Origin of the sequence: Orlajensenia flava (assembly GCF_004801905.1) — a bacterium.
GTDB classification, from domain to species: domain Bacteria; phylum Actinomycetota; class Actinomycetes; order Actinomycetales; family Microbacteriaceae; genus Orlajensenia; species Orlajensenia flava.
The window spans coordinates 54,292-75,054 of the sequence record NZ_SSSN01000009.1; the positions used below are offsets into that span (position 1 = coordinate 54,292).

17 protein-coding genes and 2 tRNA genes are annotated in these 20,763 nt (G+C 68.1%); 5 read left to right on the plus strand and 14 right to left on the minus strand.

Annotated elements, in window-relative coordinates; genetic code table 11:
• Positions 1–10 precede the first annotated feature (10 nt).
• From E6C70_RS11950 to E6C70_RS11965, 4 genes are read right to left on the minus strand one after another with little or no spacing between them, the layout of a single operon-like run.
• Positions 11–1,609: an FAD-dependent monooxygenase gene (locus E6C70_RS11950; protein ID WP_136424775.1), complete on the minus strand. Its 1,599-nt coding sequence runs from the start codon at positions 1,607–1,609 to the stop codon at positions 11–13.
• A gap of 2 nt (positions 1,610–1,611) precedes the next feature.
• Entirely contained in the window at positions 1,612–2,700 is a 1,089-nt protein-coding gene (locus E6C70_RS11955) for an amidohydrolase family protein (RefSeq protein ID WP_136424776.1), read from the minus strand.
• A 2-nt stretch (positions 2,701–2,702) separates the two neighbouring features.
• Positions 2,703–3,314: a VOC family protein gene (locus tag E6C70_RS11960; protein WP_136424777.1), complete on the minus strand. Its 612-nt coding sequence runs from the start codon at positions 3,312–3,314 to the stop codon at positions 2,703–2,705.
• 45 nt (positions 3,315–3,359) lie between these two features.
• On the minus strand, positions 3,360–5,702 hold the full coding sequence (locus tag E6C70_RS11965; RefSeq protein WP_136424778.1) for a thiamine pyrophosphate-binding protein: 2,343 nt from the start codon (positions 5,700–5,702) through the stop codon (positions 3,360–3,362).
• Positions 5,703–5,832: 130 nt separating this feature from the next.
• Between E6C70_RS11965 and E6C70_RS11970 the strand changes: the two genes are divergently transcribed.
• The 4 genes from E6C70_RS11970 to E6C70_RS11985 all read left to right on the plus strand — a co-directional run bounded on the left by E6C70_RS11970 (position 5,833) and on the right by E6C70_RS11985 (position 9,234).
• Entirely contained in the window at positions 5,833–6,531 is a 699-nt protein-coding gene (locus E6C70_RS11970; RefSeq protein ID WP_136424779.1) for a GntR family transcriptional regulator, read from the plus strand.
• A gap of 94 nt (positions 6,532–6,625) precedes the next feature.
• On the plus strand, positions 6,626–7,504 hold the full coding sequence (locus tag E6C70_RS11975) for an alpha/beta hydrolase (protein ID WP_136424780.1): 879 nt from the start codon (positions 6,626–6,628) through the stop codon (positions 7,502–7,504).
• Between the two features lie 44 nt (positions 7,505–7,548).
• Positions 7,549–8,313 carry an SDR family oxidoreductase gene (locus tag E6C70_RS11980; RefSeq protein ID WP_136424781.1) on the plus strand — a complete coding sequence of 255 codons (765 nt, stop codon included), beginning with the start codon at positions 7,549–7,551 and terminating at the stop codon, positions 8,311–8,313.
• A 117-nt stretch (positions 8,314–8,430) separates the two neighbouring features.
• Complete coding sequence (locus tag E6C70_RS11985) at positions 8,431–9,234, plus strand: SDR family oxidoreductase (protein WP_136424782.1); 804 nt, start codon at positions 8,431–8,433, stop codon at positions 9,232–9,234.
• An 89-nt stretch (positions 9,235–9,323) separates the two neighbouring features.
• Here the strand turns inward: E6C70_RS11985 and E6C70_RS11990 are convergent, their stop codons facing one another.
• From E6C70_RS11990 to E6C70_RS12005, 4 genes are read right to left on the minus strand one after another with little or no spacing between them, the layout of a single operon-like run.
• A complete protein-coding gene (locus E6C70_RS11990) occupies positions 9,324–10,652 on the minus strand; it encodes an ABC transporter substrate-binding protein (protein ID WP_136424783.1) in 1,329 nt (442 codons plus the stop codon).
• Between the two features lie 29 nt (positions 10,653–10,681).
• Complete coding sequence (locus E6C70_RS11995) at positions 10,682–11,590, minus strand: carbohydrate ABC transporter permease (RefSeq protein ID WP_207670120.1); 909 nt, start codon at positions 11,588–11,590, stop codon at positions 10,682–10,684.
• Positions 11,587–12,525, minus strand: coding sequence for a carbohydrate ABC transporter permease (locus E6C70_RS12000; RefSeq protein WP_136424784.1), 939 nt, complete (start codon positions 12,523–12,525; stop codon positions 11,587–11,589). The genes E6C70_RS11995 and E6C70_RS12000 overlap by 4 nt, the downstream gene beginning before the upstream one ends.
• Positions 12,525–14,576: a beta-galactosidase gene (locus tag E6C70_RS12005; RefSeq protein ID WP_136424785.1), complete on the minus strand. Its 2,052-nt coding sequence runs from the start codon at positions 14,574–14,576 to the stop codon at positions 12,525–12,527. Before E6C70_RS12005 ends, E6C70_RS12000 begins: the two co-directional genes overlap by 1 nt.
• Positions 14,577–14,709: 133 nt before the next feature.
• Here E6C70_RS12005 and E6C70_RS12010 point away from each other — a divergent pair, with 133 nt between their 5' ends.
• The gene (locus E6C70_RS12010; protein WP_207670121.1) at positions 14,710–15,732 is read left to right on the plus strand and encodes a LacI family DNA-binding transcriptional regulator; all 1,023 of its coding nucleotides are present in this window, start codon (positions 14,710–14,712) and stop codon (positions 15,730–15,732) included.
• 16 nt (positions 15,733–15,748) lie between these two features.
• Here E6C70_RS12010 and E6C70_RS12015 read toward each other — a convergent pair.
• From E6C70_RS12015 to serS, 6 genes are all read right to left on the minus strand, one after another.
• Positions 15,749–15,837 (minus strand) — tRNA-Ser (locus E6C70_RS12015).
• Between the two features lie 72 nt (positions 15,838–15,909).
• Positions 15,910–17,166, minus strand: a complete 1,257-nt coding sequence (locus tag E6C70_RS12020; protein ID WP_235833431.1) for an LCP family protein — start codon at positions 17,164–17,166, stop codon at positions 15,910–15,912.
• Between the two features lie 37 nt (positions 17,167–17,203).
• Positions 17,204–17,288 (minus strand) — tRNA-Ser (locus E6C70_RS12025).
• Between the two features lie 107 nt (positions 17,289–17,395).
• Positions 17,396–18,562, minus strand: a complete 1,167-nt coding sequence (locus E6C70_RS12030; protein WP_235833432.1) for an LCP family protein — start codon at positions 18,560–18,562, stop codon at positions 17,396–17,398.
• Between the two features lie 62 nt (positions 18,563–18,624).
• On the minus strand, positions 18,625–19,455 hold the full coding sequence (locus tag E6C70_RS12035) for an HAD family hydrolase (protein WP_136424789.1): 831 nt from the start codon (positions 19,453–19,455) through the stop codon (positions 18,625–18,627).
• Entirely contained in the window at positions 19,452–20,723 is a 1,272-nt protein-coding gene (gene serS, locus E6C70_RS12040) for a serine--tRNA ligase (protein ID WP_136424790.1), read from the minus strand. Before serS ends, E6C70_RS12035 begins: the two co-directional genes overlap by 4 nt.
• Between the last annotated feature and the right edge of the window lie 40 nt (positions 20,724–20,763).

The window sequence follows — 20,763 nt, forward strand, 5'->3', positions numbered from 1 at the left end:
GGTGATCCTCCTAGGATGCGGCGGCGGCCGCGGTGGTGAAGCCGAGCAGGGCGGCGTCGATGACGGAGTCGAGCTGCTCCGGCGCCGTCTCCCCCACCCAGGCCAGATGCTGGTCGGGCCGCACGATCGCCAGCACGGGGACGTCGTGCTCGTCGAAGCCCTGAGCGACGGCGTCGAGGTGCGCGACCGGCACGCCGCGATCCGAGAGAGCGTCGACGAGCGGCTGCGCCTTCTCGGTGGAGCCGATGACGGTGAATTCCGGACCGAGGGCGTCGAAGAGCGAGGCACCAGCCGCGGTGCGCGCGTGCGGGAGGCGATTGCCGGGCCGGGCCTGTGGGCGGTAGATCTCGCCAGTGGGCGCTTGGTCTGCCGACTCGGCCGCGTAGCCGTAGCCGAGCACGAGTCCGAGGCTGTGGAACTCGGCGCGCTTCGCGGCTTGGATGGCCGCCGCTGCGACCGATCGCGCCCGCACGCCCTGTTCGTCGTCGCGCATCAGGGCGGCGTCGCTGAGGTCGACGGACAGGGTGCGCATGTTGGAGGCGGCGAAGGTGATGGTCTGCACCGCGATGGGGCGACGCTCCTCCTCGTAGCTCGCGAGCAGCTCGCGGGGCGCCCAGCCGTGGATGACGGCGGCGAGCTTCCAGGCGAGGTTGACCGCGTCGCCGACTCCGGTGTTGAAGCCGTGACCGCCCCACGGCGGGTTCTGGTGGGCGGCATCCCCGGCCAGGTAGGCCACGCCCGACCCGTAGCTGTCCGCCAGCAGCAGCCGTGCCTGCCACGGGTCGGTCGCGAGCACCTCGACGTCGATGTCGGCACCGACGAGCCCACGCACGAGGGCGATCGCCTCATCGTCATCGGCGATCGATGCGGCACCGGTCGCGATGGCCCACCACGTTCCGTCGAGGTCGAGCGGGCCGACCACGCCCGGCGCCTCGGGGTTGAGCACCCAATGATGGATGGCGGCGCGCCCCGGAAGCAGCCGCGCGAGCGCCTGCGAACGGAAGGTGATGTTGACGTTCGGGCGACCGCCCGGCGCGCCCTCGTAGAGCGCACCGATGGCGGAACGCACGCCGCTCCGCGACCCGTCGGCGCCGACCACGAAATCGGCCTCGATCACCTGCACCTCCCCGGAGGCGTCCGTGATCTCGACCTGCGTCGGTTCACCGAGACTCACCGCGGTAGCACGCGAGCCGAACAGCAGGGTGACCAGCGGGTCACCGTCCAGGCGATCGCGCAGCACCTCTTCGACGACGGGCTGCGTCACCTGCTGCCCGGCTTCGGAGGTGAGTGATGAGCCGGTGAGGTCGAGTCCCAGTGCGCCGGTGATGCGGGTGATCTCGGCGCCGGTGACCGTCGTGCAGAAGCGGATCTCGTCGGAGTAGTCGACCGGGATCCCCGCGCGCCGACGGATCTCGTCGGCGACCCCCGTGCGTCGGAACAACTCCATCGTGCGTGCCGTGGTGGTCTTCGCCCGCGGACGGTCGTGCTCGACGACCAGCCGCGGCTCGACGACGGTGGAGGCGACGCCGTGGTGGGAGAGCTCCAGCGCGACGGTCAGCCCGACGGGGCCGCCGCCGACGATGAGGACGGGCGTGTGGATCGGGGGCATCGTCAGCGTACGCGCTCCCCCGCGATCCAGACCCCGCGGATGGCGCGGGTCGCGCTGATGTCGACGGTCGGGTCGCCATCCACGAGCACCAGATCGGCCCGCAGACCGGGCTGGATTCGACCGCGGTCGGCGAGACCGAAGAAGTCGGCTGCGGTGGAGGTCGCTGCGCGCAGGCTCTCCACGGGGGTCACGCCCGCCTGCCCCATGAGCTCGAACTCGGTGTGCAGCGACTCCCCGGGGGGCGGGCTCGCGGGCGTGGCAGGGTTGGTGTTCGCATCCGTTCCGGCCACGATCGTGACACCCGCGGCACGCAGGTTGCGCAATGACTGGAGGCAGTTCTCGAAGCTCACCCCCGGTGGCCGGACGGGGAACGGCCAGTCCGTCGCCATCGCATTCATCATGGACAGGGTCGGGATGGCGATGACGCCCCTCGATGCGACCTCCCGCGCAAACTCGACGCCGAGCACGTCCCCGAGCGGAGTGTGGGTGAACGCGTCCACGCCGCTTGCGACGGCGATCTCCGCGGTCCTGCCGGTCGTCGTGTGGGCGATGACCTTCTTGCCCGCTGCATGCGCCGCACGAACGATCGCCGCGGCGGTCTCGGGCTGCAGCGGCTTCGGCTGCTGCGGGATCTCGGGCTCGAGAAGCACCTTGATGTAGTCCGACCCCTCTGCCACGCGCGCAGCCACCCAGGCCTCCGCCTCATCCGGCCCGCTGATGCCGACGGATTCCGGGAAGCCGAGCCGGGCGATGTGGGTGCCGTGCGGTGGACCCGCCGGGAACCCCGCCGATCGCACGTCCGACCCACCGGCCACGCCCCGCGTCGCCTCGATGACGCCCGGGTCCTTCGCGCCCATGTCGAGGGCCGTCGTCACGCCCCAGTGCGCGAGCGTCCTCGCCTGCTCCGGATCGCTGATGTGCACATGGGCGTCGATGAGGCCCGGCAGCAGAACCGCGCCAGCGGCATCCACCGTCTCGGAATCGGCGCCGGGCTCCTCCGTGATGAGTCCGTCGACAACGTGGACCGAGCGCGGCTCGCTGAGCCGCTCACCGTCGAATACCCGGGCGTTCTCGATCGAGAACGCGCCCATGCTCACCACACCTCGGGAAGGAAGATGTCCTCGGGGATGACGGCAGGCAGGTACTCGCCGGCGCGCGTCCGCTCGTGGATCTCCTTGAAGGACAGGCCGGCCTCGCGGGCGGCGACGATCTTCTCCGGGTCGAAGAACGTGCCGATCGGGTTCTCGGCGAACTCCTTCGCGTTGGCGATCCACTCGCTCGAATCGGCCCAGTCGCCGAATCCGTCCACCTGGATCTCGACGCCATTGCCGTCGGGGTCCTGGTAGTACACCGACATGGTGATGCCGTGGTCGAGCATGAGGAACGGGAGGATGCCGTGGTCGCGCAGGCGGATGTAGTTGTTCAGCCACATGTCGAACGTGCCGAACTCGAAGGCGGTGTGGTGGATGCCGGTCTCGTGTCCCTTGTCGGTCGGGTGCTTGAGCCCGGGAGGGGACAGCAGGGCGATGCGGTGGTTCGCCTCGTCGTTGGTCAACCACGACGCCTCATTGCTCTGGAAGACCGGGCGCAGGCCGCAGACGAGTCCGTACCAGCTGACCATGTCGCTCATGCGGAGGGTCGTGAAGGTGGTGTGGTGCAGCTTGGGCGGATTGGCCGGCCAGTTCTTCGCCATGTTCTCAGGCATGTCTCTCCTTCGAGATCGATTGGGGTGAGCGGATGGGGGTATCGGTCACGTCGGGTCCACCAGATCGAGTGCTGCCTCGATGATCGCATCGGTCCCGATGCCGTTGGAAGCGTAGAGCTCCTGGAGGGTGCCGGTCTGGCCGAACTCTGTGACGCCGAGGTTGGTGCTGCGCACTCCGTTGACGGCGGCCAGGAACGCCAGGGCGTGCGGGTGTCCGTCGAGCACGGTGACCATCGGCGCCGCCCGCGTGGCCGGGAAGACCTGCTCGATGATCGCGGAGTCTCCATCGCCGCGACCGCCCCGCGCGCGGACCGCGCGATACAGGCGGTCGGCGCTCGTCACGCAGACGACGTCCGCTTCGAGTCCGAGTGCCGAGAGACGGTCGGCCGCGGCCAGCACCTCGGGCATGAGTGCTCCCATGCCCACGAGGGTCACGACGGGGTGCTCGGCGCGCCGCATCGCGTACCCGCCCGAGACCACCTGGCGACGCCGTCGCTCGCGCGCGGCCGGATCGGCCGGAACGGATGCCCGGGCCTGGTCGAGCATCCGCGACGACAGCCTCAGGTAGCTGGACGAGCCGTCGGGCCGCCCGAGCCGGGAGAGCGCGTCGAGCATGCACCACTCGAAGTCCTGCACGAACGCCGGTTCGAAGCCGACGACACCGGGCTGCTCGATCCCGATCGACGGCGTGATGATCGACTGGTGAGCTCCGCCCTCAGCCGCGAGGGTCACGCCGGACGGAGTGCCGATGAGGATGGACTGCCCACCGCCGTAGACGCCGAACGACCACGGTTCGAGCGCGCGGGTGACGAAGGGGTCGTAGAGCGTGCCGATCGGCAGGAGCGCCTCGCCCCATCTGCTCCAGGTGGCGCCGAGTTCGCCGAGCAGCGAGACCAGGTTCACCTCGGCGATGCCAAGCTCGATGTGCTGCCCGGTCGGGCGCTCGTCCCAGTGCAGGATGGTCTCGCCGTCGTCGGCGAACCAGTCCCGCTTCTGCGCCGACGACCACACTCCCGCCTTGTTCAGCCAGCCCCCCAGGTTGGTGCTCGAGGCGACGTCGGGTGCGACGGTCACGACGCGGCGTGCCGCGTCCGGGGCGAGCCGGGTGAGGTCGAGCAGCAGGCGGCCCAGGGCCTGCTGCGTCGAGCTGCGTCCGACGACCGTCCGACCGAAGTCCCGCGGAACGACCGGTGGAACGGATGCGTCGACCGGGTCGCGCTGCAGCCGCTCGGCGGTGCGAGCGCAGAGCAGAGCGGCGTCCGTTCCCGCGGCGAACCGGCGCCACGGGTCCTCCGTACGCTCGCCGAGCTGGGCGGCGACAACCTCCAGTTGCGCGGGGTTCAGCAGGTTGGAGTGGTTCTGCGGGTGTCCGGCGCTCGGCAGGCCGTTTCCCTTGATCGTGTACGCGAAGATCACGGTCGGTCGGGTGTCGTCGATCTCGCCGAAGGCGTCGACGAGACCGCCGATGTCGTGGCCGCCGAGACCGGCGATGACCCGCGGCATGTCCTCGTCGGCCACGTCCTCCAGCAGGGTCCGGATGTGCTCGGCGCCCGCGCCGGCTCCCGGCATCCGGTCGCGCAGTTCGGCCGGCGAGCAACGCAGCATGCGCTGGTACTCGGGGTTCGACATGCCGTCGATGCGTGCCTTGAGGTGCTCACCGCCCGGTCTCGAGAACAGCTCCTGCAGCAGGTGCCCGTACTTGAGCGTGATCACCTGCCAGCCGGCGGCCGTGAACATGGCCTGCAGGCGCGTCGCGGAGATGTTCGGCACGACCCGGTCGAGGGACTGCCGGTTGAAGTCGACGATCCAGACGATCTCCCCGAGCTCGGCGACCATGGGGTCGAGGATCGCCTCCCACACCGCGCCCTCGTCGAGCTCCGCATCGCCGACGAGGCTGTACTGACGTCCGCTCTGTCGCGGACGTCCGGCGGTGTCCGCTGCATAGCGCCGAGCGATCGCTCCCCAGATGGGCGCCGTCGCGCCGATGCCGACGGAACCCGTCGAGTAGTCGACGGTGTCGGCATCCTTCGATCGGCTCGGGTAGCTCTGCAGCCCCTTGTAGGCCCGCAGCGTTCCCAGTTGCTCGGGCTCCAGCTCGCCGAGCAGGTAGTTGATGGCGTGCAGGACGGGCGATGCGTGCGGCTTGACCGACACCCGGTCATCGCTGGTCAGTTCGGTGAACCACAGCGCCGTCATGATGCTCACCATCGACGCGCTGGACGCCTGGTGCCCGCCGATCTTGAGGCCGTCGGGGTCGCGACGGTCGGGCGCGTTCGCCGCTGCGATCATGGCCGTCGACAGCCAGAGCACCTTGCGCTCGACCTCACCGAGGGCGACGAGCCGATCCGCGAGCGCGGGCTCGCGCCGAGCGCCTGCCTCAGCGTTCATCGGGCGACTCCTTCGTCTTGTCAGCGCTTCGCCGTGCTGGAGATATACGCTATATCCTAGCCAACGGCATCTCAAGCCGGTAGCGCGCGGCAGGCGTGATGGCACGATGTAGACCGACGGATGGAGCAGCGTGGCGCTTGAGGGGCAGGTGCGCTCGGTCGCCCGCGACAACAGCTCGGCGGTCGACCTGGTGACGGCGGAGATCCGTCGCGCAGTGCTGACGGGCGCTCTAGCGGCCGGCGAGCAGTTCTCCATCCGCGACCTCGCCCTGCAGCTCGGCGTCAGCCACATCCCCATCCGTGAGGCGCTGCGCCGCCTCGAGTCGCAGGGGCTCATCGTGCTGCGACAGGCTCGCAGCGCCGCCGTCGCGCCGCTGTCCATCGCCGATATGGAGGCGATCTACCGGCTCAGGACGGTCATCGAGCTGCCGTTGGCCGGCACGTCGGCGGGACGGCACTCGCCCGAGCAGGTCACTCGCCTGCACGAGCTCCTCGAGATGAGCCGCGACCACGACCCCGAGCGCGCCTGGCAGGCGCACTACGACCTCCATGCGGCGTTGGTGCATCCCGCGGCGAACGAATGGGACGAGCGCGTGCTTCACACCCTCTGGTTCGCGACCGAGCGCTACTCGCACCTCGTCTTCGATCCGACGCAGATCACCGAGGAGGAGCGCGCCTACCGGTACGGCCGCCACAAGGTGCTGGTGGACGCCGCGCTCGCCGGCGATGCCGCTGCCATGAGTGCCGCTCTCGATGAGCACCTCTCCACGAACCGGGAGCGCATCCGCGAGTTCATCGCCCGCTTGGAGTCGGAGCAGAACCCGTCGTGATGGCATTGCGTCCGGAGGCCGGGCGTGCGACGATGCAGAATATATCCTAGCGAGTAGCTCACCGCAGAGCTCCTGCCGACCCGAAAGGACGACGATGTCCACCTCCTTCACGCATTCCGTCGCCGACCGCGACTACAGCGGCCGCACCAACATCGGGGCGGGCGTCGACGCCGCACCGGGCGCTCCCCTCGTGATCGCCCTGCACGGCGGCACGTACAGTTCCGAGTACTTCGACATCCCCGGGTACTCGTTGCTCGACCGCGGGTCGGCGGCGGGCGTTCCCGTGATCGCTCTCGACCGCCCCAACTACGTGGACTCCTCGCCGCTCGAGAGCGACGGGTCGATCATCTTCGACAACGCCGAGGTGCTCTCCGAGGCGATCGGCTCGATCTGGGAGCAGTACGGCGATGGCCGACCGGGCGTCGTACTGGTCGCGCACTCCATCGGTGGCGCCGTCGCCACCGCCATCGCCGCATCCTCGCCGTCGTGGCCGCTCCTGGGCCTTGCCACCTCCGGATGCCTCGTGCGCGTTCCCGAGGAGTCGAAGGCGGCGTGGGCGCAACTGCCTCCCATCCCCATGATCGACCTGCCCGTGCCGATGAAGGATCAGCTCATGTTCGGGCCTGCCGAGACACTCGACGCTGACATGCCCGCCGCGAGCTACCCCTCCAACACCCTGGTGCCGAAGGCGGAACTGCTCGACATCACCGGCAACTGGATCGAGCGCCGCGCCGAGACGTGCGCTCGCGTGACGGTTCCCGTCCTCCACCGCCAGGGCGAGTTCGACGCGCTGTGGGTGACCAGCCAGGACGAGGTCGACCAGTACGGCGCCGGCTTCACATCGGCGGCGTCCGTCGACGCCGCCCTGCAGACCGGCAGCGGCCACTGCATCGACTTCCACCGGCCGAGCGGGGACTTCCAGGGCTCCGAGCTCGCCTTCGCGCTCGAGTGTGCGAAGGCGGCGGTCGCCTGAGTGTCGGAACGCCCGGTCGCCAAGGTGAGACCTGAGGCGGCGGCGTGAGACTCGACGGCAACGTGGTGCTCATCACGGGCGGAGGCACGGGCATCGGACGCGCCCTCGCCGAAGCCCTCGCCGCCCGCGGCAACACGGTGATCATCGCCGGGCTGCGGGCGGATGACCTCACGCCGGTCGCCGACGCGACGCCCGGCATCGACATGCAGGTGCTCGATGTCGCCGATGCGGAGAGCATCTCGACGGGCGTCCGGGCTGTGCTGGGCCGGCATCCGCGTCTGAATGTGCTCATCAACAACGCCGGCATCATGACCGACGACGACCCGGCCGAACCGATCGACGACGACGGTCTGGTGCGCATCATGGCCACCAACGTGCTCGGGCCGATCCGGCTGATCTCGGCGCTCATCGAGCACCTGCGCGCCACGCCGGACTCCGTCATCGTCAACGTGACCTCGATGCTCGGCTACGCGCCACTGGCGCGCTCCCCGTTGTACTCGGCGACGAAGGCGGCGATGCACTCGTACACGCTCTCCCTGCGCCATCGCCTGGGCGACGCCGCGCCGACGGTCGTCGAGATCGCCCCACCTCTCACCCGCACCGCGCTCCAGGCCGTCAACCTCACCGACGAGCGCGCGATGCATCTCCAGGACTTCATCGCCGAGACGCTGGCCGCTCTCGAGGCGGGGGATGCGGAAGCCTACGTCTCGCGTTCCCGTGAACGTCGCGACGCCCAGCGCGTCGACGACATCGGCATCACGCGCCGGTTCAATGAGGCGATGGGCCAGCCGCCGGGAACGCCCGCCTGATCGCTTCCCCCTCGGCGCCGGATTCGCAACCGGTCGACGCAGGCCCGCTTCGCCCGTAGACCGGAGATCACGCCGATCGAACGGCGACATCGGCATCGAATAGGAACGGGAGCGATCATGGCCTTCACCCCACGCACAGCCATCGTGACGGGATCGGACTCCGGCATCGGGCGGGCGACGGCGGTCGCGCTCGCCGAGGGCGGCATGGATGTCGGCGTCACGTGGCATTCCGACGAGGACGGCGCCCGTGAGACCGCCCGACTCGTCGAACTGGCCGGGCGTCGCGCCGTCATCGCACGCCTCGACACGACGGATGCGCCCGCGTGCGGCGACGTCATCGACAACCTCGCCGAGGCCCTGGGCGGAATCGACGTCTTCGTCAACAACGCCGGCATGAACGGCGGGCCGGCGTTCTTCGACACGACCTGGGAGACCTTGAAGGACACGATCACAGCCAACCTGAGCGGGCCGTTCGTGTGCATCCAGCGGGCGGCCAGTCGCATGGTCGAGGCCGGGCACGGCGGAAGGATCATCGCCGTCACGAGCGTGCACGAGCACCAGCCACGAGTCGGTTCCTCGGCATACGACGCATCCAAGCACGGCCTCGGCGGACTGATGAAGACCCTCGCGCTCGAGCTGGGCGAGTTCGGCATCACCGCCAACAGCGTCGCGCCCGGCGAGATCGCCACGGAGATGACGGGCGCGGAGGACGAGGACGCAACCGACATCCGCCGACCCGGGATCCCGCTGGGGCGACCCGGCGATGCCCGGGAGGTAGCGGCCGTCATCGCCTTCCTCGCCTCCCCCGCCGCGTCCTATGTGACGGGCGCATCGTGGGCCGTCGACGGCGGGATGCTGCAGATGGGACCGCAAGCCGGCTCGCACATCACCACCGACGACTGGCGCGAGGTCTGCGACTAGGCGCGAGCTCGCCTGCCGGTCGTCAGTATCTCGCGCACGGGGGGGGCCGCGACGCACCACGTGCACCGCGACCCGCCCGATCCGTTCCGTTATTTGACGGGAATGGATTGCGCCTTGAGCGCGTCGATCGTCTTCTGCTGGCCGGTCTTCAGCGCGTCGGTCAATGTCCCGCTTCCGCCGAGCGCAGAGCCGAAGCCGTCCGAGACGTCGGTGTAGGTCTGCGTCATGGTCGGGCCCCACGTGAAGTCGGGATTCACCTGGCTGGAGGCCTCCTTGAACACGTCGTAGATCTTCTGCCCGCCGTAGAACTCCTGGCCGCTCGTGAACGCATCGAGGTCAGCGCCCGCCTTGGCCGCGGGGTAGAGGCCGCCGAGCTTGTTCTCGAGGGCGAGTGCCTCGGGGTCGCTGTTGAGCCACATCGCGAACTTGGCCGCCTCGTAGGGGTGCTTCGATCCCTTCAGCACCGCCGTCGAGGACCCGCCCCAGTCGCCCGCCTGATCGCCGCCCGACTTCCACTGCGGCATCGGGGCGACCGCCCACTTGCCCAATGTGTCAGGAGCCCCGGTCTCGAGCGTCGACGCACCCCAGACCGCGGAGATCCAGGTCCACTGCTGGCCGTCGTTGAACGACTTGTTCCACTCATCAGAGAACGAGGCGAGCTTGGACACCTCGCCGTTGTCGATCAGCTTCTGCCAGTAGTCGGCGACCTGGGTCGACTTGTCACCCGTCAGGTCGACGGTCCAGTCGTTTCCATCGTTCTTGAACCACTGGCCGCCGTTCTGCCAGACCATTCCGGCGAACCAGTTCACGTCGGTCTTGGGGAAGTTGGTGATGTACGAGCCCTGCGCCTTGATGAGCGCCGCGTCCTTCGCGTACTCGTCCCACGTGGTGGGCACCGGGATCCCCGCGGCGTCGAACAGGTCCTTGCGATAGAACATGGCGATCGGCCCGGTGTCCTGCGGCACGGCGTAGACCGCGTCCTTCTCATCGAAGGTCACCTGCTTCCAGGTCCAGTCGACGAACTTGTCCTGAGCGCCCGAGACCGGCGTGCACGCTGCGATGTTGGTCAATCCGTCCTGGACGCGGAAGTTGGGCAGGGCGTCGTACTCGACCTGGCCGAGGTCCGGAGCGTTTCCTGCCTTGATCTGATTGAAGAAGTTCTGGTAGGTGCCGGCGTTGCCGCTGGGGCCGGTCTGGAACTTCACCTGGATGTCGGGGTTCTTCTGGTTCCAGAGATCGACGACCTTGTCCATCCCCGGCACCCACGTGGTGAAGGTGAGGTCAACCTTGCCGGATGACGGTGCGCAGCTGCTCGAGGCGGTGCTGCTGTCACCCCCGGAGCTGCCGGTGCACGCCGACAGGGCGAAGGCGGTGACGACGGCCACTGCTGCGGCGACCATCTTGGACTGCGTTTTCATTGGGTGTCCTCTTCGTTGGGGTGATGCGCTTACTTGATGCTTCCGGCGGCCAGACCACCGCTCCAGAACCGTTGGAGGCTGAGGAAGGCGATGATGAGCGGAACGATCGACACGAAGGCGCCGATGATGACGAGCGATCGGAGTTCCGGCGCCTGACCGATCGAGCTGTTCCACGCGTACAGCCCGAGGGTGACGGGAAACAGGGTCTGATCCCGCAGCATGATGAGCGGCAGGAAGAAGTTGTTCCAGATCGCGACGAACTGGAAGAGGAACATGGTCACCAGAGCCGGCGACATGAGACGGATGGCCAGGGTGAAGAAGGTGCGCACCTCACCCGAGCCGTCGAGGCGCGCGGCCTCGAGCAACTCGTCCGGCACGCTCGACGCGGCGAAGATGCGCGCCAGGTAGACGCCGAACGGACTGACGATGCTCGGCAGGAACACGGCCCAGTAGGTGTTCGTGAGCTGGACCTGACTGAAGATGAGGAAGAGCGGGAGGGCCAGAGCGGTCGCCGGGACGAGCACGCCACTCAGGACGACGTTGAAGAGCACCTCGCGCCCGCGGAACTGGTATTTCGCCAACGCGTACCCGCACATGGCTGCGACGAGGGTGCCCAGGAACGCGCCCGCTCCGGCGTAGAACACGCTGTTGACCAGCCAGCGGACGAAGACGCCCGAGTCGTAGGAGAACAGCGTTCCGAGGTTGGCCACGAACGAGCTGAATCCATCCGGGGTGAACCAGAGCGGCGCCGTGGATGAGAACTCCCCGCGCGTCTTGGTGGACTGGACCAGGAGCCACCACACCGGGATCAGGAAGTAGAAGGTGAAGACGGCCATGACGAGCATCGCGCCCGACCTCGACACGATGCTCTCCCGCCCTGCTGTGCGAGGAGGGGCGTCGTTGCGGATCAGGCGGCGTTGCGTAGCGGTGGTGCTCATGCGAACGCCCTCCTCTGGGTGAGCTTGAGGAACACGAAGGAGAGGATGAAGGTCGCCAGCGCCAGCACGACCGAGAACGCGGCCGCGAGGCTGTAGTTGGGGATGGAAGCCGTGGTGTACACAGCGAGATTGGGCGTGTACGTGCTGCTGATGGCCGAGCTGAAACTGCGCAGGGTCTGCGGTTCGGCGAGGAGCTGCAGCGTGCCGATGATCGAGAAGACGGCGGTCAGGATGATGGCCGGAGTGACCAACGGGATCTTGATGCCCACGGCGATCTGCCAGTTGTTCGCGCCGTCCAACTTGGCAGCCTCGTAGATCTCCTGCGGTATGGCGAGCAGCGAGGAGTAGATGATCAGCATGTTGTAGCCGACGTAGACCCACGTCACGATGTTCGCGATGGACCACAGCACGAGGTCGGCCGAGAGGAAGTTGACACTCGAGGTCAGTGCGCTGAACGGCGAGAGCGACGGGGAGTACAGGAAGCCCCACATGATCGCCGCGATGACGCCCGGCACGGCGTACGGAGCGAAGAAGGCGAGCCGGAAGAACTTCTTGCCCCTGAGCAGCGGTGAGTCCAGGAGAAGGGCGAACAGTAGGGCCAGGAACAGCATCACCGGCACCTGCACGATGCCGAACACGAGCACCCGGCCGACCGAGCCCCAGAACGCCCCGTCCTGGAAGACGAGGATGTACTGCGACAGACCGCCGAACACCTGTTGCGCGGCACCGAAGGTGCCCTCCCGCTTGACCGTCAGCAACGACTGGTAGATGGCGAACGCGATCGGGATCACGTAGAAGAGGGCGTAGAGCACTCCGAACGGCGCGACGAAGACCACCACCGCTCGTCTCAGGCTGAGACCGCCGGGGCGCCCGCGGCGCTTGGAAGAGAGCGACCCCGTCGTCGGGGCTGTCGTTTCGAGTGACGTCGTCGTCATCACTGTTCCTCACTGGGGTTCGCCGGCGATGGCGGGGCTGCGAGTCTGACCACCCGCACGCCTCCGGACGGCACCACGAATCCGTCGACGTCGACGGCTGTCGTCAGCTCGTATCCGCGCTCAGGTCGGTCGACGTCGCGGTCGCGGTGATTGATCACGAACAGATAGTCGGCATCCGATCCGCGTCGCAGAACGGCCTCGACACCGTCGTGACCGTCGCCGGTCGACTTCACTCCCGCCTGCTCCGCCGCGGCTTCGAGCGCACGGCGCAGATCGGGTTCACTCAGGGCGGTGCCGACGTACCACGCGGTTCCGTCGCCGAAGCTGTTGCGCGTCGTCGCCGGCCATCCCGCCATGGGGCCATCGACGAACGATGCGACGACCGTCGCGGCCTCGACCGCGATCCGCTCCGACCAGATGGTGGCCGCCGAGCCGTCATCGAGCCCGACGTTCTGGCCGGGCGCCAGCGGGAAGAACTCATCGATCCGGATGCCGAGCAGATCGACGAATGCTCCGGGGTAGCCGCCGAGACGCACCCGGTCGTCCTCGTCGACGATGCCGCTGAAGAAGGTCACGAACGCCGATCCGCCGCTGGCGACGAAGGCGGCGATGGTCTGCGCCGCCGCGTCGGAAACGAGGTAGAGGGCCGGAACGACGACCATCTTGTACGCGGAGAGATCGGTCCCTGGTGCGACGATGTCCACCGTGATCCCCGCGTCCCACAGCGCTCGGTATGCGGCGTGGATCTGGTCGAGGTAGCGCACATCGCGTGACGGAGTGGAGTCGGCGTCGACGGCCCACCACGAGTCCCAACTGAACACCATCGCCACCTCGCCGACGACCGTGCTCCCGGCGACCTCGCTGATGCTGCGGAGGACTCGACCGAGTTCGAGCACCTCACGCCAGGTCTGACTGTCGGTTCCGGCGTGGGGAACCATTCCCGAGTGGTACTTCTCCGAGCCTTGAGCGGAGGCGCGCCACTGGAAGAAGCAGATGCTGTCCGCCCCCCGCGCCACATGGGTGAGCGAGTTGCGGAGCATCTCCCCCGGCACCTTCGCGATGTTGTGCGGCTGCCAGTTGACGGCGCCCGTCGACTGCTCCATGAGCATCCACGGCCTGCCGTCGGCGAGCCCTCTGGTGAGGTCGGCGGCGAACGACAACTCCTGATGCGGCTCCGGCAGGCGGTGGTCGAGATAGTGGTCGTTCGCGACGACGTCGACGTGAGGGGCCCAGTCCCAGTAGTTCTGCGTCCGGATGTGGGCGGTCACCATGAAGTTCGTCGTGACGGGTACATCGCTCAGCCGGCGGAGCACCCGCTCCTCCATCAGATAGCACTCGAGCACCTCATCGGAACTGAATCGTTCGAAGTCGAGAGCTTGGGTGGGGTTGCCGACGGACAACGTCCTTCGAGGCGGCAGGACTTCGCTCCATTCGCCATATCGCTGGCTCCAGAAGCTGGTGCCCCACGCGGAGTTGAGCGCCTTGAGGGTGCCGTATTTGGAGCGAAGCCACTTACGGAAGGACTCCGCCGACACGTCGCAGTAGCACAGCGCATTGTGGCAACCGAGCTCGTTCGAGACGTGCCACAGCTCCACGGCCGGATGCGCTCCGTACCGCTCGGCGACCGCGGTGGCCAAGCGGACGGCGTGCTCCCGGAAGATCGGCGAGCTCGGGCAGTAGGCCTGTCGGCCGCCCGGCCAGCGTCGGGTGCCGTCCGAGGCCATCGGCAGGATCTCGGGATGTTCGGTGGTCAGCCACGGCGGTGGCGACGCCGTACCGGTTCCCAGATTGATCCGGATGCCCGCCTCGTGAAGCAAGTCGACGACAGCGTCCAGCCCGCTGAAGTCGTAGACGCCCGGGCGAGGCTCCAGCAGCGCCCAGCCGAACACGTTGATCGCGACGATCGTGATGCCGGCCTCGCGCATCAGGCGGATGTCCTCGGGCCAGATGTCCGGGCTCCACTGCTCGGGGTTGTAGTCGCACCCGAACGCGATGTACGTCCCGGGGCCGACTGTCTCAACAGTCGTCGGAGTCGGTTCGGTCGTCGTCATGATAAGCGACCTCCTCCATTGGATCCATGCTGTGAACGTTCCCAGTCGATCGCCCACGATCCGCAGGTAGACTTTCTGGGAACGTTCACACAATAAGCACGGCCATCGTCGACTGTCAAGCTACGATCTGTCTGTGCCTTCCGAATTCGCTCGGCGACGCTCGGCCACCATCCACGATGTGGCGGCCGCCTCCGGTCTGTCCCGGGGCACCGTGTCGCGCGTCATCAATGGCGAGAGGTACGTCTCCGCCGAAGCGAGGGATTCGGTCATGTCGGCCATCGCCGAGGTGGGATACGTGCCGAACACGGCCGCGCGCAATCTCAAGACCAAGCGCTCCCACGCCATCGGCCTGATCGTCCATGAACCGCATTCGCTCTTCCTCGAGGATCCGAACATCGGCGCGATCCTCCTCGGTACCAACTCGGTGCTTTCAGCCGCCGACTACCAACTCGTCTCGCTGATCGTCGATTCCGAGCGGGACAGCGATCGAGTCGCCGAGTACCTCCGGGGCGGCTTCGTCGACGGCGTGATCATCATCTCGGCTCGGGAGAACGACCCCATCGGACGAGCGGTGGTCGCGATGGGCATCCCGGCCGCCTTCGTGGGTCATCCGCCCGACATCGACGGCATCGCCTACGTCGGCATCGACAATGTGCAGGCCGCCGAGGCCATCACCACCCGCCTTCTGCACACCGGACGCCGACGCGTCGGAATGATCGCCAGCGCACTCGATCGGGATTCCGGGCGCGACCGCGTAGCCGGGTTCCGAGCTGCCCTGGGCGATGCGTTCGACCCGGCACTGGTGGTGGACTACCCGCTGTACTCGTACGACAGCGGCGTCGAAGGAATGCGTCGACTGCTCGATCGGGCACCGGACATCGACGGCGTCTTCGCCGCATCCGACGCGATCGCGGCTGGGGCCATGGATGTTCTGCGTGCGGCGGGGCGGTCGATCCCGAAGGATGTCGGCATCGTCGGCTTCGATGACAGCGCATGGGCGCTCCGCTGCCAGCCGCCGCTGTCAACCGTGCGCCAGCCCGCCGGGGACCTCGGGCGGATGGCTGCACAGCGGGTGCTGGACCAGCTGGATGGCAGGGAATCCGCCACGGGGGGAACGTTCTTGGAAACCGTGATCGCCTGGCGAGAATCAGCCTGATCAGGGCGATCTTGGGCGGAGACGGTGGGATTTGAACCCACGGTGCCCGTTAGGGCACTCCACCTTAGCAGGGTGGTGCACTAGGCCGAACTATGCGACGTCTCCGTGAGATCCGCTACCGCGGAACACACGACAGCCATCATAACCAGAGTTCAGGCGACGGCAGAATCGCGGATGCTACTGGTCGTCCAGGGTGCGGCCCTTGGAACAGGTGTACTGTCCAGCGGTCTGACCCGAGACGTCGCTCGGCAGCACGGCGTCCGTCCCCGAGGTCGCGGCGGGGTCGGGGGCGGCTGTCGCATCCGTCGTCGCCGGCGCCTGAGTGGCGGCGGGAGCGTTCGGGTCGGTGACCGATCCACCGGTCGTGCCCGAGAGGGCGATCGGCTGGTCGGCGAGCAGCGCCGCGTTCAGGGCATCCGCCGCGTCGACCCGCGGGATGACGCCGCCCTCGGTGCTGCCAGTGGGGTACTGCACGAAGACGATCTTGCCGAGGTCGATGTCCTTCAGCGCGAGCGCGATCGAGACGACGCGATCCATGTTGGACAGGCTGTCCGACAGGGTCATGTTGCCGAGCGCCGCCTTGGCCAGGGAGTAGAGCTTGACCGGGTTCGAAAGGGTGTCGGCACTCTTGATGGTGCGCACGAGCGAAGAGAGGAACACCTGCTGGTTCGAGATGCGGGTGAGGTCGCTGCCATCGCCGACGCCGTGGCGGGTGCGCAGGAACTGCAGCGCCGCCATCCCGGAGAGGGTGTGCTCGCCCGGGTCGAGGAAGGTGCCGGTGTACTCGTCCTCGATCTTGTCGGCCACGCAGACGGGAACGCCGCCGACCGCGTTGGACATCTCGATGACGCCGCCGAACTGGATCTCAGCGGCGAACGGGATGGTCAGGCCGGTGAGTTTCTCGACGGTGAGGACCGTGCACGGCAGGCCGCCGTAGGTCAGGGTGGTGTTGATCTTCTGCCGCGTCATCGAGTCGAACGTTCCGCCCGACGGGTCGGGGCAGGACGGGATCGGAACGAACATGTCGCGCGGGAAGCTGACGACGGTGACGTTGGAGTGGTCCTGCGAGATGTGCATGAGCATCGTCACGTCGTTGAGGTCGCCGGTCTCGTCCTCGGCGCCGAACACGGGATCCTGTCCCTTGCGCGAGTCGCTGCCGACGAGCAGGAGGTTCACGCCACCGTCGATCGCACCGATGGAGGGAATCTTGCCCAATGCCTTCTCATTGGCGAGGTGAACGGATGGCTGCGCAGCCGAGGCGAGGCTGACCGTGGCGATCCCGGCGACACCGGCGGCGCTGACGAGGATGACGGCGAGCGCCGCCCCGATCAGCTTCGCCATCGTGGCGAGGGCGCTGGACCGCTTCAGTCGGCCGTGCCGAGCGATGGTCGGCGTGCGCGCTGCGCGGCGATTGCTGGGGCGCGGGTCGCTCACACGTTTCCTCTCGGTGAATGGGTGCCGGCTGTGCCAGCGGAGGGCGTGGGATTCGAACCCACGAGACATTTCTGCCCACCAGTTTTCAAGACTGGCTCCATCGGCCGCTCGGACAGCCCTCCGATCCGGTTCGCATGACCTGAGGGGGCCGCACGATCGAACAGTGCCCGATTCTAGCCGATGGCATTCTCACCAGCCTTGCACATGCCGCTGGCAGGATGCTGGACGGCTACTGGTTGTCGAGCGTCCGGCCAGCGCTGCAGGTCTGGTCGGCCGCGGTCTGGCCGGTGATGGAGTCGGGAAGCGCGACCGGCGTCGACACCGGTGCCGGGGGGGCCGTTGCGATCGGCTGCGGTGCCGCATCCGTCGCCGGGGGTGCGACGGGCGCCGGGTCGGCCTGCTGGCTGCCCTGCCCCACGCCAGCCGGGACGACCGCCTGGTCGGCTGCGATGGCCTGCATGAGGACGTCGGCGTCATCCGTGTTGGGCTCGAGCCCCGTCTCGACGGTGTAGGTCGGGTACTGCACGAAGCTCACCCGGTCGAGCGGGATGTCCTTGAGCGCCTTCGCGATCGAGACCATCACCACGATGTTGTTCAGCGAGGTCGACAGGGTCATGTTCGCCGCGGCCGCCTTGGCCAGCGAGTACAGCTTGATGGGGTTCGTCAGCGTGTCATCGCTCTTCATCGTTCGCGCCAGCGCGGCGAGAAAGACCTGCTGGTTCGAGATGCGGGCCGTGTCGCTCCCGGTGGCGATGCCGTGCCGGGTGCGCAGGAACTGCAGGGCATCGACGCCTTGGAGGGTGTGCATCCCGGGGTCGAGGTAGGTGCCGGTGTACTCGTCCTCGATCTTCTCCGCGACGCAGACGGGAACTCCCCCGACCGCGTTCGACATGGCGACCACGCCGTTGAACTCGATGGTCGCCGCGTAGGGGATCTCGAGCCCAGTGAGCTTGCTCACCGTGCGGACGGTGCAGTTGAGTCCGCCGTAGGAGAGCGCCGTGTTGATCTTGTCCTTACCGCCGTCCGAGCCGGGGGCGTCCTCGGATGGCGACGCGTCGCACTCGGGGATGCGCACGAACAGGTCGCGCGGAAAGCTGACGACGGTGGCGTTGGAGTGGTCGTTGGCGATGTGCAGCAGGATCGTCACGTCGCCGAGGTGCTCGCCACGATCGCCGTACGCAGGGTCACCCTGCCCGCTGTCACTGCCCACCAGCAGCAGGTTCACTCCTCCGGGGATCGCGCCGACGTCGGGGATCGGAAGCGGGGAGGGCGTGCCTGTCGAGCCGGCGACGGGGTCGAGGTCGATGGTGGGTTTGACGCTCGTCGTCACGCTACCGAGCGCGATGGCCAGCACCGAGGTGCCACTCACCAGCACCACGGCCGCCACGATTCCCACGAGCCCGAGCAGAGTCGGGATCGGACGGGACCGTCGCAGGCGGCCGTGCCGCGTGAGTTCGCTCAGCTCTCGCCGCCCCCCACGCCGGCCAGCACGCGGGCGAGGCCGTCTTCACGAACGGATGCCGTCACCTCGGTGGCCGCAGCCTTCACCTCGGACGGAGCCTGCCCCATCGCCACGGCTCGCCCGTGCTCGCCCGCCCAGGCGAACATGTCGATGTCGTTGCGGCCGTCACCGACGGCGAGGACGTTGTGCCGGGGGATGCCGAGACGCTCGCGCACCTTCTCGAGCCCCGTGGCCTTGTTGACGCCATCGGGCGCGATGTCGAGCCACGCCATCCATCCGATGGCGTACGTCACCTGGTGCAGGCCCATGCCCTCGACGATAGTGAGGAACTCCTCGAGATCGTGGTCAGGCGACACCACCACAACGCGTGTCGCGAGTCGCGTGCCCAACTCCTCGAACGGCACCATGTTGGCGTCATCGAGATCCCACTCGTCCATGCCTTCGGTGAAGTAACGTTCGCCGTCGCCGTCCTCCACCATGAAGCGGCCGGTCGGCAGGTGCTCGCGCACCCGCTCGAGGGCGGGACGCGGGTCGAAGGTCTCGACGAGCGCACGCCGATATCCGTCCGGGGCGGTCGCATCGCGCTGCATGACCACGGCGCCGTTGGAGCACACCACGTACTCCGGGTCGAGTCCGAGGTCGGCCAGCACGTGGCGCGCGGTGTTCCAACTGCGCCCGGTGGCGAGGGTGACCTCGTGGCCGAGGGCGTGCACGCGCTCGACCTCCTCGACCACGGCCGGGCTCAGCGTCTCGTCCTCGTGCAGCACGGTCCCGTCGACGTCGAGCGCGATGAGCAGGCGACCGTCGACGGAGTGCTCGGCGTTCATGCCCGGCCGACCGGCTCGAGTGTCTCGAGTCCGCCGAGGTAGGGCCGTAGCGCCTCGGGCACCCGCACCGATCCGTCGGCCTGCTGGTGCGTCTCGAGCAGCGCGACGATCCATCGCGTCGTCGCGAGCGTTCCGTTGAGCGTCGCGACCGGGGTGGTCTTGCCGCCATCGGCGCGGTACCGGATGTCGAGCCGCCGCGCCTGGAAGGTCGTGCAGTTACTCGTGGAGGTGAGCTCGCGGTAGGCGTCCTGCGTCGGCACCCACGCTTCGACGTCGAACTTGCGGGCGGCGCTCGAGCCGAGGTCTCCGGCGGCCGTGTCGATCACGCGGTAGCTGAGCCCCAGCTCCTGCAGCATCTCCTCCTGCCAGGCCACCAGGCGGGCGTGCTCGGCCTCCGCGTCCTCGGGGAGCGTATAGACGAACATCTCGAGCTTGTTGAACTGGTGCACCCGTATTATGCCGCGGGTGTCCTTACCGTGGCTTCCGGCCTCCTTGCGGTAGCAGGTCGACCAGCCGGCGTAGCGCATCGGGCCGTTGGTGAGGTCGAGGATCTCGTCGGAGTGATATCCGGCGAGCGCCACCTCGCTCGTGCCCGTGAGGTAGAGGTCGTCGGCGGGCAGGTAGTAGACCTCGTCGGCGTGCGCACCGAGGAATCCGGTGCCGCTCATGATCTCGGGCTTGACCAGTGTCGGCGTGATGAGCGGCACGAATCCGTTGCCGAGCGCCTTGTCGAGGGCCATGCTCATGATGGCGAGTTCGAGCCGGGCGCCGATGCCGCGCAGGAAGTAGAAGCGGGCCCCGCTCACCTTGGCCCCGCGCGCCATGTCGATCGCGCCGAGCAGCTCCCCGAGCTCGAGGTGATCGCGAGCGGGAAAGTCGAACTCGGGAATCGCGCCGACCTCGCGCAGCACGACGAAGTCGTCCTCCCCACCGGCGGGGACGCCGTCGATGATGGGGTTGCCGATGCCGCGCACCACGTCGTCGAAGGCGACGGATGCGGCATCCGCTGCTTGATCCGCCTGCTTCACCCGAGCGGCGAGGCTCTGCACCTCGGCGACGAGCGCCTTCTTCTCGTCACCCGAGGCCTGAGCGACACGGGTGCCGAACGCCTTCTGCTCGGCGCGGAGTCGCTCGTACTCCGAGATCGCCGACCGCCGGGTGGCATCCGCTGCGAGGGCATCGTCGACGAGCTCCGGGGAGTCACCGCGGGCCTGCTGCGAGGCCTTGATGAGCTCGGGATTCTCGCGCAGGAGTACGGGATCGATCACGCGACGAGTCTACAAGCGCGCCTTCGGGCCCGGCCGCCGC